At 62.3% G+C, this 16494-nt stretch carries 11 protein-coding genes; 5 read left to right on the top strand and 6 right to left on the bottom strand.

The features are described 5' to 3' along the window. Positions 1-10 precede the first annotated feature (10 nt). The 4 genes from urtD to urtA all read right to left on the bottom strand — a co-directional run bounded on the left by urtD (position 11) and on the right by urtA (position 4184). Positions 11-751 carry an urea ABC transporter ATP-binding protein UrtD gene (urtD, locus tag SSPSH_RS00550; RefSeq protein ID WP_006913311.1) on the bottom strand — a complete coding sequence of 247 codons (741 nt, stop codon included), beginning with the start codon at positions 749-751 and terminating at the stop codon, positions 11-13. Beyond that, a complete protein-coding gene (gene urtC / locus SSPSH_RS00545; RefSeq protein WP_051339705.1) occupies positions 751-1914 on the bottom strand; it encodes an urea ABC transporter permease subunit UrtC in 1164 nt (387 codons plus the stop codon). Before urtC ends, urtD begins: the two co-directional genes overlap by 1 nt. A gap of 16 nt (positions 1915-1930) precedes the next feature. Continuing rightward, complete coding sequence (gene urtB, locus SSPSH_RS00540) at positions 1931-2854, bottom strand: urea ABC transporter permease subunit UrtB (RefSeq protein ID WP_006913313.1); 924 nt, start codon at positions 2852-2854, stop codon at positions 1931-1933. Positions 2855-2930: 76 nt separating this feature from the next. Then, positions 2931-4184 carry an urea ABC transporter substrate-binding protein gene (gene urtA, locus SSPSH_RS00535; protein ID WP_006913314.1) on the bottom strand — a complete coding sequence of 418 codons (1254 nt, stop codon included), beginning with the start codon at positions 4182-4184 and terminating at the stop codon, positions 2931-2933. A gap of 231 nt (positions 4185-4415) precedes the next feature. Here urtA and SSPSH_RS00530 point away from each other — a divergent pair, with 231 nt between their 5' ends. Together SSPSH_RS00530 and SSPSH_RS00525 are read left to right on the top strand one after the other, a co-directional pair. Further along, a complete protein-coding gene (locus SSPSH_RS00530) occupies positions 4416-7838 on the top strand; it encodes an ATP-binding protein (RefSeq protein WP_006913315.1) in 3423 nt (1140 codons plus the stop codon). Then, positions 7835-8773, top strand: coding sequence for a response regulator transcription factor (locus tag SSPSH_RS00525; protein WP_006913316.1), 939 nt, complete (start codon positions 7835-7837; stop codon positions 8771-8773). Before SSPSH_RS00530 ends, SSPSH_RS00525 begins: the two co-directional genes overlap by 4 nt. Positions 8774-8785: 12 nt before the next feature. Here the strand turns inward: SSPSH_RS00525 and SSPSH_RS00520 are convergent, their stop codons facing one another. Then, complete coding sequence (locus SSPSH_RS00520) at positions 8786-9256, bottom strand: hypothetical protein (protein ID WP_006913317.1); 471 nt, start codon at positions 9254-9256, stop codon at positions 8786-8788. Next, complete coding sequence (locus tag SSPSH_RS00515) at positions 9253-9612, bottom strand: DUF4870 family protein (RefSeq protein WP_006913318.1); 360 nt, start codon at positions 9610-9612, stop codon at positions 9253-9255. Before SSPSH_RS00515 ends, SSPSH_RS00520 begins: the two co-directional genes overlap by 4 nt. 101 nt (positions 9613-9713) lie before the next feature. On the opposite strand from SSPSH_RS00515, the gene maiA reads away from it, so the two are divergent. From maiA to SSPSH_RS00500, 3 genes are all read left to right on the top strand, one after another. Next, positions 9714-10367 carry a maleylacetoacetate isomerase gene (gene maiA / locus SSPSH_RS00510; protein ID WP_006913319.1) on the top strand — a complete coding sequence of 218 codons (654 nt, stop codon included), beginning with the start codon at positions 9714-9716 and terminating at the stop codon, positions 10365-10367. A 170-nt stretch (positions 10368-10537) separates the two neighbouring features. Next, positions 10538-15325, top strand: coding sequence for an NAD-glutamate dehydrogenase (locus tag SSPSH_RS00505; RefSeq protein WP_006913320.1), 4788 nt, complete (start codon positions 10538-10540; stop codon positions 15323-15325). A 122-nt stretch (positions 15326-15447) separates the two neighbouring features. Further along, positions 15448-16488, top strand: a complete 1041-nt coding sequence (locus SSPSH_RS00500; RefSeq protein WP_152522697.1) for a hypothetical protein — start codon at positions 15448-15450, stop codon at positions 16486-16488. The last annotated feature ends 6 nt before the right edge of the window (positions 16489-16494 follow it).

Raw genomic sequence — 16494 nt, 5'->3', positions numbered from 1 at the left:
GATGGTTTCCTCAGTGGCCTAGATAGACTTCGATGACGCGCTCATCGGACTGCACCTTCTCCATCGGGCCCTCGGCGAGGATCTTGCCCTGATGCAGTACGGTGACCTTGCGACCGATGTCCTTGACGAAATCCATGTCGTGCTCGATCACGATCACGGCACGGTTTTCCTTGATGCGGTTGAGCAGGGCGGCAGTCGCCTCGCGCTCGGGCACGCTCATGCCGGCCACCGGCTCGTCGAGCATGAGCAGCTCCGGGTCCTGGATGAGCAACATGCCGATTTCCAGCCACTGCTTCTGGCCGTGGCTGAGCAGGCCCGCGCTCATATCGAGTTCGTCGACCAGATAGATGGTCTCGGCAATTTCCTGAATACGGGCGACGAGCTTGGGTGTGCGCCGGAAGAACAGACTGGAGAGCACCGTGCGGCCGCCGGGCGAGGATAGCTCCAGGTTCTGGCGCACCGTCAGGTTTTCGTAGATCGATGGCGTCTGGAACTTGCGGCCCACGCCGGCATGCACGATCTGATGTTCCGAGAGCTTGGTCAGGTCCTTGTTCTTGAACTTGATCTTGCCGGTGGTTGCACGGGTCTTGCCGCAGATCAGATCGAGCAGGGTGGTCTTGCCGGCCCCATTCGGGCCGATGACCACCCGCAGTTCGTTGCGTTCGACATAGAAGTTCAGTGCATCGATGGCCTTGAAGCCGTCGAAGGACACGCCGAGGTCCTCGACCTCGAGAATCATGGCGTTGCTCATCAGGCTTGCTCCTGCGGGGTCGCGTTGGAAGAGGTCCGGCTGGCCGTGTCCGGCTTGTCGGTCGATGGTTTGGATTGAGATCTACGGCCGGGCATGAGCTTCGAGCCATAGTCCGACACGAGACCGGCCAGTCCGCGCGGAAAGAACATGACCACGCCGATGAACAACGCCCCCATGACCACCGGCCAGATCTGCGGGAAGCTGTCGGATAGCGAGGTCTTGGCCCAGCTGACGATGAACGCGCCGCAGGCCGCACCGACGATCGACAGGCGCCCGCCCACCGCACAGAACACCACCATCTCGATAGAGGCGACCGCGCCGATGAAGGTCGGGGACATGAAACCCACCTGCAGGGTGAAAAACGCGCCGCCAATCGCTGCGAATACGGAGGCCATGACGAACACGAACACCTTCATGTTGGCCACGTCGTAGCCGGAAAAGCGTACCCGGTCTTCCTGATCGCGCATGGCGATGAGCAGGCGCCCGAAGCGGCTGTTGATGATGAAATTGCCCACCAGCAGGCACAGCAGCAGGGCAATACAGCAGGCGTAGTAGAGGATGTACTTGGCGCCGTCGGTACGGATGTCCCAGCCGAGCAGCGTGCGCAGGTCGGTGATGCCGTTGATACCGCCGGTATAGCCCTGCTGACCGACGATGAGAATGGTCAGGATCACCGCGATTGCCTGGGTGATGATGGCGAAGTACACGCCGCCCACGCGGCGTTTGAACATGGCATAGCCGATCAGCCAGGCAAAGAAGGCCGGTACGGCGATCACCGCGAAAACGGTAAATGTGAAGCTGTGGAAGGGTTCCCAGAACCAGGGCAGCTCGGTGAGCTGGTTCCAGTCCATGAAGTCGGGAATGCCCGGCGTGGTCTGGATCTTGGTGGCTTCGGGGGTGGAGGCCTCGAGCTTGAGAAACATGGCCATGCAGTAGCCGCCGAGGCCGAAGAACACGCCCTGGCCGAGACTCAGAATGCCGCCATAGCCCCAGCACAGCACCAGACCGACGGCCACGAAGGCATAGGTCAGATACTTGCCGAACAGATTCAGACGAAAGATTTCGGTGGTGGCGGGCAGCAGCACCATCAGTATCGCGGCGATCACCGCAATCTGGATCAATGCCGATGTACCGCCGAATGCCTTGATGAGACGTTGCACGATGACTCTCCCGGGCCGCCTAGCGGCGCACCTTGCTGGCGAACAGGCCCTGCGGACGCAGCATGAGGGTCACGACCACGGTAAGCAGGGTGAAGACCTTGGCCATCGAACCCGACCAGAAGAACGACAGGATCGACTGAGACTGGGCGATGCCGAATGCCGAAACCACGGTGCCCAGCAGACTGGCCGCGCCGCCGAACACGACCACCAGGAAGGTATCGACGATATACAGCGAGCCGGTGGTCGGCCCGGTGGAGGCGATGGTGGTGAAGGCGGCCCCGGCCACGCCGGCGATGCCGCAGCCCAGCGCGAAGGTCAGGCGATCGACGCGGTCGGTATTGATGCCGGCGGCGTTGGCCATGCTGCGGTTCTGGGTGGTGGCGCGCACCTTGATGCCCCAGCGCGAGCGATACAGCAGCGCGAACAGGGCGACGGTGAGTACGAGCGTGATCACGAGAATGAACAGCCCGTTGAGCGGAATATCGATCATGTCGGTGGCGCGGTAGGAGCCCAGCAGCCAGTCCGGCATGGTCACGGTCTTTTCGCGCGGGCCGAAGGTCGAGCGATAGACCTGCTGAAGAATCAGGCCGAGACCCCAGGTCGCCAGCAGCGTGTCCAGGGGCCGGTTGTAGAGATAGCGGATCATGAACCGCTCGACCAGATAGCCGAGCGCGAACGTGCCCGCGAAAGCCGCGACGATCGCGACCGGGAAGTACCAGGTGAGGGCAGTCGCGCCCCATTCCGATGCCTGATACGACACGAGATAGGTGATATAGGCGCCCAGGGTTAGGAATTCGCCGTGGGCCATGTTGATTACGCCCATCTGGCCGAAGATGATCGCCAGCCCCAGGGCCATGAGAAGAAAGACGCAGAACAGGCTCAGGCCCGAAAAGCCCTGCATCACGAAGATCGCGGTCAATTCCTGTGCGGTGAAGTCGCCCATGGTCTGCTCCCTTGACGATTGCCGGGACCGTACGGCCCCGGCAATCGCATATTTCGCTTAGCGGTTAAGGGTCGGCTTAGTAGCCTTCCGGGAACGGGTTCGGCTCGATCACGTCGGATTCCCAGACCACTTTGGCCTGACCGTCGTTCTGCCACTGGCCGATACGGGTGCGCATCCACAGGTGGTGGTTGGGATCGACCTTGGTATAGCCGTGCGGCATGCCTTCCTTCCATTCCATGTTGTCGGAGGCAGCGACCACCTTGTCGACATCGAAGCTGCCGGCCTTCTCGACCGCACGCTTCCACAGCCACGGGCCCAGGTAAGCGGATTCGGTCACGTCACCGATGACGGCATCATCGCCATACTCGGCCTTGAACGCTTCCACGAATTCCTTGTTCGACGGAATGTCGAGGCTCTGGAAATACTTCATCGACGAATAGAAGCCTTCGACGTTCTGCTTGCCGATACCCAGCACTTCGTCCTCGGTGACGGAAATGGTGAGCATGGGCTGGCGTTTGGCGGTCATGCCGGCGGCCTTGAGCTGCTTGAACCAGGCCACGTTGGAGCCGCCGACTACGGCTGCGAACACCAGGTCCGGACGCTTGAGTTTGATCTTGTTGATCAGCGAACCGAACTGCGTGTTGCCCAGCGGATAGTAGTCTTCGCCGACCACACGGCCACCGAGATGCTTCTCGATATGGGTACGCGCGATCTTCATCGAGGTACGCGGCCAGATATAGTCGGAGCCAACCAGATAAAAGCTCTTGGCGCCGAGTTCTTCATTCGCCCAGTTCAGGGCTGCAAGAATCTGCTGGGTCGCTTCCTGGCCGGTATAGAACACGTTCTTGGACTGTTCCAGCCCTTCATAGAACGTCGGGTAGTAGAGCAGGCCGTTGTTCTGCTCGAACACCGGCAGTACGGCCTTGCGCGATGCCGAGGTCCAGCAGCCGAATACGGTGGCGACCTTGTCGCCCTGAAGCAGCTTGCGGGCTTTTTCGGCGAAGGTCGGCCAATCGCTCGCACCGTCCTCCACGGTGTACTCGATCTGACGGCCGAGAATGCCGCCCTGTTCGTTGATCTGCTTGATGGCGAGTTTTTCGGCCTGGATCGAGCCGGTTTCGCTGATCGCCATGGTGCCGGTCAGCGAATGCAGAATGCCGACGTTGACGGTATCGTCGGTTACCGCCAGACCCGTGGTCATGACTTCGTCGGTGGCAGGTGCGGCGGCATGGGCCGGGCCGAACAGGGCAGAGGCGCCCAGTGTCACGGCCGCGAGGCCGGCAAGCCACGATCGGCTCAAGGGGCGTCGCCCCGGGGTAAGCAAATTCATCGATGGTCTCCCTTTGGATAACGAAACGGGTGCGCTAGCAGCCCTGCAAAGCAGTGGGCCCGTGCCGGTTGCCTCGCTCGCTATCCAGACTGGCGTGTCTCATCGAAGCCGCCCATACGCCGATCAACGCACCGGCATACGTCATTTGACGTAGGCGCTGGCGCGTTTCCTGCAAGGGCGAGTCATTACCATCCGGGCTGCATACCCGCCTGCTTCCGACCGACTCGCTTCATGGACAACGGCCCCCAACGCATCGTCAAGATTCGCCGCGCCTACAACCGCTGGGTCGGCGACGAAACGCTCGAGGACTACGCCCTGCGCTTTACCGCGCGTACCTTTCGCAAGTGGTCGGAACTGCGTATCGCCAATACCGCGCTGGGCGGCATTTCGTTTCTCGCGCTGGAGGCGATCGGTGCGGTGTTGATGATGAGCTACGGCTTCACCAATGCCGCCTGGGCGATAGGCGCGGTATGCACCGCCATCTTCCTGGTGGGTCTGCCGATCAGTTATTACGCGGCCCGCTACGGCGTGGATATCGACCTGCTCACCCGTGGCGCGGGCTTTGGCTATCTCGGTTCCACGTTCACGTCGTTGATCTATGCGAGCTTCACGTTCCTTTTCTTTGCATTGGAAGCCGCGATCATGGGCCAGGCGATCTCGATGTATTTCGGGGTCTCGCTGCCGGTGGCGTATCTGATCAGCGCGCTGGCGGTGATTCCGCTGGTGACCTTCGGTATTACTGCCATCAATCGCCTGCAGTGGTTCACCCAGCCGATCTGGCTGGTGCTGCTCGTGTTGCCCTATATCTGTGTGGCGCTCAAACGGCCCGAGACGTTTACCGATTTCGTCGGTTTCGTGGGCCGCCAGCATGACGGCAGTTTCAGCTGGGGCGCGTTTGGCGCTGCCTGTGGGGTCGCACTGGCGCTGATCGGCCAGATCGGCGAGCAGGTCGATTACCTGCGTTTTCTGCCCGAGAAAAAGCGCGCGAACCGTGTTCGCTGGTGGCTGGCCGTACTCGCCGCCGGCCCGGGCTGGGTGCTGTTCGGCGGGCTGAAGATGTTCGGCGGGGCACTGCTGGCGTTTCTGGCCATGCAGCATCAGTTACCGTTCGGCCAGGCAACCGAGCCGACCCATATGTATCAGGTTGCCTTCGGCTATGTGTTCGACTCGCCCGGGGTCGTGCTGGCCACCACCGTTGCTTTCGTGGTCGTGTCGCAGGTCAAGATCAACGTCACCAATGCCTATGCGGGGTCGCTGGCCTGGTCGAACTTCTTTGCCCGGGTCACGCGCAGCCATCCGGGGCGGGTGGTGTGGCTGGTGTTCAACGTGCTGATCGCGCTGATTTTGCTCGAGGTCGGGGTGTTTTCGGCGATCGAGCGGGTGCTTGGACTTTATGCGAACGTGGCGGCCGCCTGGATCGGCGCGCTGGCGGCCGATCTGGTCATCAACAAACCGCTGGGGCTGTCGCCCAAGGGCATCGAATTCAAGCGTGCCCATCTATACGACATCAACCCCGTGGGCATCGGCGCGCTCGCCATCGCAAGCGTGCTGTCGCTGGCGGCCTATACCGGCCTGTTCGGCCACGCGGCACGGGCGGCCGCGCCGTTGCTGGCACTGGGCGGCGCGTTTCTGGCTGCGCCTCTGATCGCCTGGCTCACGCGTGGGCGCTTCTATCTGGCCCGAACGCCGGCCAGCCCGGCACAGCTGGCGCCGGACGGTAGCGCCCAGTCGCGCTGTGTGCTGTGTGGCAACCATTTCGAAGTGGACGATATGGCCCTGTGCCCGGCGTATCGCGGCACGATCTGCTCGCTGTGCTGCAGTCTGGACATGCGTTGTGGCGACCTGTGTCGGCCACAGGCTACGGCGTCTGCACAGGCCGCGGCGGTGGTACGTCGGGCATTGCCCAGGTCGGTCCTGCCGCATTTATATACGCGGCTGATGCGATACGGCGCGGTGCTGTGCCTGCTCAGCGTGGTGCTGTTCGGCGCGCTGGTGGCGGTATATGCCCAGGTCGCACCACTGGTGTCGGCCGCGGATACCGGTCTGTTGTTCGAGATATTCATTCGTACCTTCTTGTTGATGACAGCGCTCACCGGGGTGCTGGCCTGGTGGCTGGTGCTCACGCGCGAAGCACGCACGGTGGCCCAGCAGGAGACCTCACGCCAGACGCAGTTGCTGATGCGCGAAATTCGGGCCCATAAGGAAACCGATGCCAAGCTGCAGAAAGCGTCTTCCGAGGCCGAAGCCGCCAATCGTGCCAAGAGTCGTTATGTATCCGGTCTGAGTCACGAGCTGCGTACGCCGCTCAACAACGTACTCGGCTATACCCAGCTGTTGCAGCGGGATACGCGCCTGGATGAGGCACAGTCGGCCAAGCTGGCCACGATTCAACGCAGCGGTGAGCACCTGCTGGCACTCGTTGACGGGTTGCTGGATATCGCGCGTATCGAGGCCGGCCGTATCAATCTCAATATCGGCGAGATTCATACGACGGCCCTGCTGGATCAGATCGATGCGATGTTCGCGCCGCAGGCCTATGCCAAGGGACTGGATTTCCGTATCGAACGCGTCGGCCGTATTCCAGAAGTCGTGCGGGGCGACGAACAGCGGCTGCGTCAGATTCTGATCAACCTGGTGGGCAACGCCATTCGCTTTACACGCACCGGTCTGGTGCGTCTGCGTATCGGCTATGCATGGGAAGTCGCCACATTCGAGGTCATCGATACCGGCCCCGGTATCGCCGAAGACAAGCTTGAACAGATTTTCCTGCCCTTCGAACGGCTCGACGCCGACCTGAGTGGCCTGACCAGCGGCACCGGCCTGGGCCTGACCATCTGTCAGTTGCTGACCCAGTTCATGGGCGGCGAGCTCGCGGTCAAGGGCGCCGAGGGTGGCGGCACCCATTTCACGCTGCGACTGTTTCTGGCACGGCGCAAAAAGGGCGACGCAGCCGCAGGTCGCGACGCCGCCCAGACGGTCGCCGGCTACAGCGGGCCGCGACGCCATATATTGCTGGTGGACGATCTGGCTGATCAGCGCGCGATCCTGCGCGATTTTCTCGAACCGCTGGGTTTCACGATCGACGAATGCAGCGATGGCCCCAGCGCGCTGCACTGGCTGGCGACCGAACGTACCGATGCCATCATCATGGACGTTGCGATGCCGGGCATGGACGGCTTCGAGACCGCGCGCATGATGCGCGCTCGCAGGTTGAGCGAGGCACCGATTCTGGTGGTATCCGCCAATGCCTACGGCGAGGACGTGGCCCGTAGCGAAGCCGCCGGCTGTGATGCGTTTCTGCCCAAACCGGTCGATATCCCCCGGCTGCAGACAACGCTGGCAACGTTATTGCATCTGGAATGGACGCACGAGGGACAAACGACCGCGCCTGCCGAGCCGACCGGAACGGTCGATACGGCGTCGCCGCTACTGGACGAGCTACCGCAACGACTTGTTCAACGCCTGTCGGCCGCGCTCGAGACCGGCGTCATGGCCGGTGTCGAGGCGGTCATCGACGATATCGAACGCGCGCACCCGGCGCAGGCAGGCCAGCTGAACGAATTGCGTGATGCGGCCCGCCGCTTCGAGTTCGATCGCCTGCGCCGGCTATTGACTGCGGCATCCGCGGCGCCTGACCAGGGAGAAAGGGCATGAACTTGGCCTACGACAACCGGGATCGATCAATGGCAGAAACCGCGCCGCTCGTTCGCGGGGTGGTGCTCGTCGTCGACGACCAGCCGGAAACGCTGGCGTTGTTGTCCGAGGTTCTGGGCAACGAAGGCTATACCGTGATCGTCGCGGTCGACGGGCGATCTGCACTCGAACGAGCACGTATGATCACGCCGGATCTGGTGCTGCTTGATGCGCGCATGCCGGGCATGGACGGCTTCGAAGTCTGTCTGCGCATGAGTGCCGATGCCTCGCTTGCCGGTGTGCCGGTTATCTTCATGACCGGTTTGACCGAAAGCGAACATATCGTCAAAGGTTTCCGCGCCGGCGGCGCGGACTATGTCACCAAGCCGGTGAAGCCGGACGAGGTCTGCGTACGCGTGGAAGCGCATCTCAAGCGCGCCCAGGCACAGCGTCGTGCCGACATGGTGGTCAATGCGGGCGGGCGTGCCGCCATCATCGCCGACAGCGACGGCCAGGTACGCTGGCACAGCTCGCGCGCGGCGGCTTATCTTGAACGTTATCTCGATGGCGATCAGCCCGGCGTATTACCCGGCGCCCTGGTGCGCTGGATGCGCCAGGCCGAACCGTCATCACGGCCTTACGAAATCGCTCAGGGTCAGGCGCGGCTTTCAATTCGCCTGGCCGGGCCGGCGGGGGCTGACGGCTGGATACTGACACTCGTGGAGTTCGACGATGAAGCCTCCATCAACGATTTCGTCGAGCGCTTCGAGTTGACGCCGCGCCAGGCCGAGGTGCTGCTATGGGTATCGCGCGGCAAGACCAATCGCGATATCGGCGAAATTCTCGATATGAAACCGCGCACTGTGAACAAGCATCTCGAGCACATCTTTCCGAAGCTCGGTGTGGAGACGCGTGCTGCCGCGGCAGCCACGGCCTTGCAGGTGATCGGGCCTTAGGCCAAACAGACCCTATGCCGGGCGTCGATCGGCCCAGCGCAGCCACCGACGCACGAGACGTATGCTCAGCCAGAGCGTGACCAGTATCCAGCCCGCGGTCGCCACGAATACGGCCAGCATGAGCGTGCCGATGCCCAGTTCGGGCCAGGCCACAGCCAGCGTCTCCACAGGATTCGGCGCATACGCCAGCGTGTTGAGCACGGTCATCGCACTGGTTAAAAGGGTTGGCAGGGCGGCGAGCGGGGCTACAAGCACGAGCACCAAAGCCGTTGCCGATATCGCATGGTGGCGCCCGAGCCAGCGGTGATGCGAGGCGACGAGCGCGCTCTGTCCGGCGGCAGCCCACCAGTGCAGCAAGGCGATGACCGCCATGACTGGAATCAGCAGGATGCCCACCCCTAGCCAGAGTGCGGCCACAATGGCGCCGGCCGCGATATAGCCTGCCGTTACCCCGCCGCTTTGTTCGACAGGCGCCGTGTTCACGGCGCCATGCCCGGCATGGCGCGATGTTCTGCAAAGGCGAGCACGCCGCGAATAAAGCGATAGACGCCCCATATCCACAGAATCGCGTAACCCAGAAAGCCGATCATCACGGGCGTGAGCACTAGACAAACCAATGACCACAGCACCGTGAACCAGAAGGTGCGCATCAGCCAGCGGTGGTGGCTATAGGCGATGCGATCGCGACAATCGTTCATCTTCACGTGATTGATAATGACGCCGGCAATCGCGGTGATCCCGGAAAAGAAGCCGAGCCCGTATAGAACATACGTCACGAGCAGCACATTGCGCTCGAGTTCGCGGCGACTGACGCCCGTGTTGTCGATTTCGTGGCTCATGAGGCGGCCCGGTTGTACATGAGTTGATGAAAGAGCGCGGTTTGGCGATTCCTGTTTGCTAGAATCGTGACCTATCAAGACGCTCAACGTCCGGAATCGGCATGCTTCAACTGTTCACGCACCATCGCAGTGTGTCCGCGCATCGTGTACGCATCGCGCTCAACTACAAGGGCGTGTCCTATAAGTCGATATTCACCGACATGGATCATGCCCGCGGCGATCGGTTGAGTTATCTCAACGTCAATCCGCAGGGGCTCATCCCCGCACTCTGGGCGGAAGATGATCTGGTCATTTCCCAGTCGTCTGCCATTCTAGAATATCTAGAAGAGCGCTATCCTGAACGGCCTCTGCTGCATGGGGATATCGCCGAACGGGCGCGAATCCGCTCGTTTGCCCAGATCGCGATCGCGGATACCCATCCGTTGAACAACCTGCGCGTGTTGCGCTATCTGCGCGACGGCATGAATGTGCCCTACGAAAAACGTCGTGAATGGTTCGAGCACTGGATCCACAAGGCTTTCGCGCCGATGGAATCCATCCTCGCCAACCATGCCCGTGAGCACGACGAGCAAAGCTACTGTTTCACCGACAAGCCGAGCCTGGCCGATGTGTGTCTGGTACCGCAGGTGTCCATGGCGGCGCGCTACGACGTGAACCTCAGCGACTATCCGACCATTCGCCGCGTCTATCGTGCCTGCATGACGCTGGCTGCGTTCCAGGCCGCCGACCCGGATAACCAGGCCGATACCCGCTAATATCGCATCGGCACCCGCGTGCCGAGGTATTAACCGACGCCGTTGATTATTGCCGGTCATGCTGCGCTGTGTAATGCGGCCGTGGCTACTCCCGTTACGGTGCTTGTTAATGTCGCATGCCCCGGTCTAGGGTGGCGGCATCGATAACGCATTTGGCCAGGCGGCGGGTGATGAGCACGATAGCCACGATAGTTGCAGATGTGCGGGCAAGAGCGAGCAGTTTCGAGCCGGCCGAGCAACGCGACCTGTTATTGCGGTTTGTGGATGCCTGGTTCGAGGGCATAACACTCGATGCACTCGCCGCGCGTTCGGTCGACGCACTTTATGCCGCGGTGTGCGACCAGTTCGAATTGTTGTGCAAGCCGCGGCATAGCGCAGAGCTTGCGGTTCACACTCGTGATCTCGATGGCAGTGAAGGCCCTTGCGATACGGCGCTGCTGGTGCTGGCCGACGACATGAGCTTCATCGTCGACACCGTCAGTATGGCGGTGCGCGAAGCCGGGGCCGACATCGACTGGATGATGCATCCCATCCTGCGTGTCAGCCGAGACGCGGCAGGCAAGCCCACCGATATTCGCAGTGCCTCCGACAGCGCCGAGCACGGCGACGAGGAATCGTTGCTGCGCCTTGAGTTTGCCGCACCCGCCGGGCTCGACCGGGAAGCACTCATTGAGCGCGTGCGTCGCAATCTCTCGGATCTGGCGCGTGTGGTGGGCGACTGGCAGGCCATGCGGCGCCAGTTACAGAAAGTCGTGGCCGAGCTCGATACCGTACCCAGCGGAATGGATATCGACGAATGTGAGCAGACACAGGCGTTCCTGCGCTGGCTGGCCGACGATCACTTCACGTTGCTTGGTTATCGCCAGCGCGAGATCCACATCGGCGAAGACGATGCCGACATGATGGTCGACATGCCGGGCACCAGCCTGGGGCTGTTACGCGAGGATCGTGACGATATCGACCCGGACGGCTATGTCGCCCCGGCCGCCGCATTGGACAAGTACAGCCAGTCGCCGCGAATACTCGTGGTTGCCAAGGCCAATCGGCGCTCGTGGATTCACCACGCCGAAACCATGGACGTAATCGCCATCAAGCGTATGGACGACATGGGCAACGTGATCGGCGCCCACCGTTTTCTGGGGCTGTTCTCGGGCGATGCCTATGCCATGAGCCCGCGCCAGATCCCGCTGTTGCGCCAGAAAGTGCGCGATGTGGCCGCGCGTGCGGCGCTGCGTCCGCGCTCGCACAGTGCCAAGAGCCTGCGCTATATCCTCGAAACCTTCCCGCGCGACGAGTTGTTCCAGTCCTCCGAAGACGAGCTCTACAACACCGTCATGGGCGTGCTCGGCATGCGCGAAACCGAGCGGCTGCGGCTGTTCGTCCGCCGCGACCGTTATGCCCGGTTTCATTCCTGCCTGGTGTATGTGCCGCGCGAGCGCTACACGCTGCGCCTGCGCGAACAGATTCAGGCCGAGCTCGAACGTAGCCTGCACGGACGTGCGCAGGAGTCGGACGCGCAGTTCTTGCGCGGCGCGCTGGTGCGTATCCATTATCAGATCGCGATCGAAGCCGAGGCGGTCGATACGCCCGATGCACGTACGCTCGAACAGACCCTGATCGCTGCCACGCGCGCCTGGCCGGATCGTTTCGCGGCCGTGGCCGAAGCGCAGGGGCTGATCATGCCGGCCTATGCGCGGGCCTTCGATAGCGCCTACCGTGATCGTTTCTCGGCACAGACCGCGGTAGACGATGCGACGTTGCTGTCGACGGTGGATCTGGGTGCATCGCCAGCGCTGCGTGTTGTTGGCGTGGCTTCGGAAACCGTTCAGCTCAAGCTGTATGGCAGCGGCGAAGAAACGCCGTTGTCGGCGACCATGCCGATTCTCGAGAATTTCGGCCTGTCGGTGCATACGCAACGCCCTTATCGCGTCGAGCGCGCGGGCCAGGATCCGCAATGGATCCATGAATACGAAGCCGATCATCCGGATGCGCAAGCGCTGATCGAAAACGGCTGTGGCGCCAACGTGGCCGAGGCCTTTGCTGCAGTGATGTCGGGCGCGGCTGAAAACGACGGCCTCAATCGCCTGATCGTAAGCGCTGGTTTTTCACCGCGACAGGTCGTGCTGGTGCGCACGATCACGCGCTATCTGCTGCAGACCGAGCTGCCGTTTTCGCCGGACTATATTCAGGAACAGCTCGCCGGCCATGCCGAACTCGTGGAACGCTTCGTGCGGCTGTTTGAAGGACGTTTCGACCCCGAGAGCGGCGTTGCCGACGACACGACACAACAGCACGAGATCGACGCACTGCTCGACGAGGTCGCCAGTCTCGATGCGGATCGCGTCCTGCGTGCGTTCTACGGCGTGGTACAGGCGACCCTGCGCACCAACTACTACCAGCGCGACGACGAGGGTGCGTTCAAGCCTTATGTGAGCATCAAGCTCGATCCCGCGGCGATGCCGGAACTGCCCCGGCCGCTGCCGATGTTCGAAACCTTCGTCTATGCGCCCGAGGTCGAAGGCGTGCATCTGCGTGGCGGCAAGGTCGCCCGCGGCGGGCTGCGCTGGTCCGACCGACGCGAGGATTTCCGCACCGAAGTACTGGGCTTGATGAAAGCCCAGATGGTCAAGAACGCGGTGATCGTGCCGGTCGGCGCCAAGGGCGGCTTCGTGGTCAAGAACGCGCCGGCCGATGAATCGCGCGAGATGCGCCAGGCCCGTGGTATTGCCTGCTACAAGATATTCATCCGCGGGCTGCTGGATATCACCGACAACCGCGTCGGTTCGGCCATCGAGCCGCCGCATGATGTGGTACGTCGTGACGGCGACGACCCGTATCTGGTGGTGGCTGCCGACAAGGGCACGGCCACGTTCTCCGATATCGCCAACGGCCTGTCGCAGGCCTACGGTTTCTGGCTCGACGATGCCTTTGCCTCGGGCGGCTCGGCCGGCTACGATCACAAGGCCATGGGTATTACCGCGCGTGGCGCCTGGGAAGGCGTGAAGCGCCATTTCCGTGAAATGGGGCGCGATATCCAGAGCGAGCCGTTTACCGTCGTCGGGATCGGCGATATGGGCGGCGACGTGTTTGGCAACGGCATGCTGCTCTCGGAGCAGATCAAATTGGTTGCCGCCTTCAACCATATGCATATCTTCATCGATCCGAACCCGGATCCGGCGGTGAGTTTTGCTGAGCGCAAGCGGTTGTTCGAGCTGCCGCGTTCGGCGTGGAGCGACTACGACAGCACGCTGATTTCGTCCGGCGGCGGCGTATTCGATCGCAGCGCAAAGACGATCGAGCTGTCCGACGAAGCACGGACCGCACTCGATATCCAGGCTGCGCGTCTGAGCCCGCTGGAACTGATCAACCGTATTCTCAAGGCGCCGGTGGATCTGCTCTGGAACGGCGGTATCGGCACGTATGTAAAGGCAAGAACCGAATCCCATGCCAAGGTCGGCGATCGGGCGAACGACGGACTGCGCGTGAACGGCCGCGATCTGCGCTGTGCCGCGGTCGGCGAGGGCGGCAATCTCGGTCTGACCCAGGCCGGGCGTATCGAATATGCCCTGGCCGGTGGCCGGCTGAACACCGACGCCATCGACAACTCGGGCGGTGTCGATTCATCCGACCTCGAGGTCAATATCAAGATCGCGCTCGGCACGGTCGAGGCAGCCGGCACGCTCACGCGTGAGGATCGCAATACGCTGCTGGCATCGATGACGCCGGACGTGATCGATCTCGTGCTGGCGACCAATTATCTGCAGACTCAGCAAATTAGCCTCATGGAAGCCGAAGGGCTCACGCGTTTCGATGAACAGGTCAGCTTCATGCGCGCGCTCGAACGCGAAGGCCGCCTCGACCGTCGTCTGGAACGCCTGCCCGATGACGAAACCATTGAAGAGCGCGCGCGCAATCGACAAGGGCTTACACGCCCGGAACTGGCGGTGCTCATTTCCTATAGCAAGATCGCACTGGCCGACAGCGTGCTGGCGGGCGACCTGCCCGACGACCCGTGGTTTGCCCACCTGCTCGAGGCGGGCTTTCCGCGCGCAATGGTCGAGCAGTTCCCCGAGGCGGTACTCGACCATCGCCTCAAACGCGAGCTGATCACCACGCTGATCACCAATCAGATGGTGGACCGCCTGGGTATCGCCACCGCCCATCGGCTGCCGGCCGGCTTCGGTGCACGCATGGATTCTGCCGTGCGCGCCTACGTCTTGACCGATGCATGGCTGGGCGGCGAAGCGCTGTTTACCGAAATCGAGTCGCTCGACAATCGTCTGGCCACGGCGCACCAGTACGAACTGCACAAGATCGTGATCGGTCTGCTCAAGCATGCGATGAGCTGGTGGCTGGGCACGCCGGGTATTCAAGGCGATCTGTCGTCGTTGGTCGAACGCTATCAGCGGGATGCACGGCTGTTGCTGGCGCATCTTCCGGATTATTTGGTTGGCGGCTATGCCGAGCGCTGGCAGGCCGACCGTGCCGCCTGGGTTGAAGCCGGGCTCGACGAGGCTTTTGCCTGTCAGATCGCCAGCGCCAATGCGGGCGGCGGCATCATGGATGTCGTATCACTTGCCGATGAGCGCGGGCACGATATCGAGTCGGTCGCTGCACTTTATTTCGCCGTCGGCGATGTACTGTCGGTGGACTGGCTGCAGGGCGCGATTCATGCCCTGCCTGCGGATGGGCGCTGGGCCGCGCTTGCCCGGACCAGCCTGCGCGGCGACAGCTATCGTATTCACCAACAGATCGTGGCGCAGGTCTTGGACGTGGCCGGCGACGACCCGCTGGCAGAATGGCGCGTCCGACACGAGCGCACGCTCTCGTTCATCGTAGCGCGTATGGATGAACTCAAGGCGATCGATCAGCCCGGTCATGCGCATCTCACGGTTGCAGTACGCGATATGGCGCGCCTGGCCACGCCCCAGCCGACCAGTCTGGGGGGCGCCGCCTGAGCGAGGCGGACACCGCCCGGGCTCTCGAGCGGCGTAATCGCGAGGCGAGGCGCACCCGTGGGTGGTCAGGTGGCGGCGTCGCGCTGGGCGCGATGCTCGCCCTGGTGGCTGCTGGGTTTGCAGTGCAAACGACGCAATCGGCCTCGGCGATCGGGTTCAGCACGTTCAACGCGCTGCACTTTGAAATCAACTATCTCGATCACGGTTTCGTGCGGCGTGCGCTTGTGGGTACTGTTTTTCAGGTCGTTCCCGATGCCTGGCGCACGGTTGCAATCATCGGTTTCGGCTGGGCCTTAGTTGTCGCGCTCGCACTGGTCGTTGTCTGGCTGCTCCATGCCCTGCGCGCGCGCCTGCCACGTGATCAATGCTGGCTGCTGGCCGTGCTCTGGATCGCCGCGCCCTTTACGTTTCTTAATTTCGGCTACGATTTCGCGCGCCTGGATCAGCTCAACCTGTTGCTACTCGCGTTGAGCCTGTGCCTGGTCTACCGAGGCCACGGTCTCGCGTTGGCCTTGATCAGTGCCACTGGGCTGCTGATTCACGAGGCCTATCTGTTCTATGGCCTGGCACCGGTGCTGGCGTATGCCTGGGTTCGATACCGCGCAGTGCCATCGTCGACGAGCGCGCGCGTTCTGTTCTGGCCGTTGGTTGCCGCACTGGCAACGCTGAGCGCTATTGCGTTTGCGGGTCGCTATGAAGCAGGCCGCTCATCGCTCGTTCAAAGTCTGGGTAGCCGCCTGGGTGATCCGAACCACAATGCGCTCAATGTGTGGCTCCGCAGCGGGATGGATAACCCGGAATATGTCATCGGTCGCTTGGGGCACGGGTTATTCGGCACCCCCGAACTCCTGGCGATCGGCGGCCTGGTTCTGGGCATCGTCGCCGCTTTGATCGGGATATCGTTCGCCCATGGCCGCCGGCCCGATGTTTTTGTCGTGTCGCCACTGGCCGTTATACCGCTGTTCTTTTTCGGCATCGATTACGCGCGCTGGCTGGGGCTGATTGCCATCCTGGCGTTGACGGTCGTAACCACACAAGTGCTTGAGGGCCGTTTCGCCGGGCTCGGCGTCGCGTGTCCGCGCGTTTTTTATCTACTCCTGGTAGGCGTGGTGCTGCTCGGCCCACTGGGTAGCGTTCATCTGCTGCCGCTCTGGCTCGGATGAGTTGTG

Origin of the sequence: Salinisphaera shabanensis E1L3A (assembly GCF_000215955.2) — a bacterium.
Lineage (GTDB): Bacteria > Pseudomonadota > Gammaproteobacteria > Nevskiales > Salinisphaeraceae > Salinisphaera > Salinisphaera shabanensis.
This window is presented reverse-complemented; position numbering and strand designations above follow the sequence as displayed.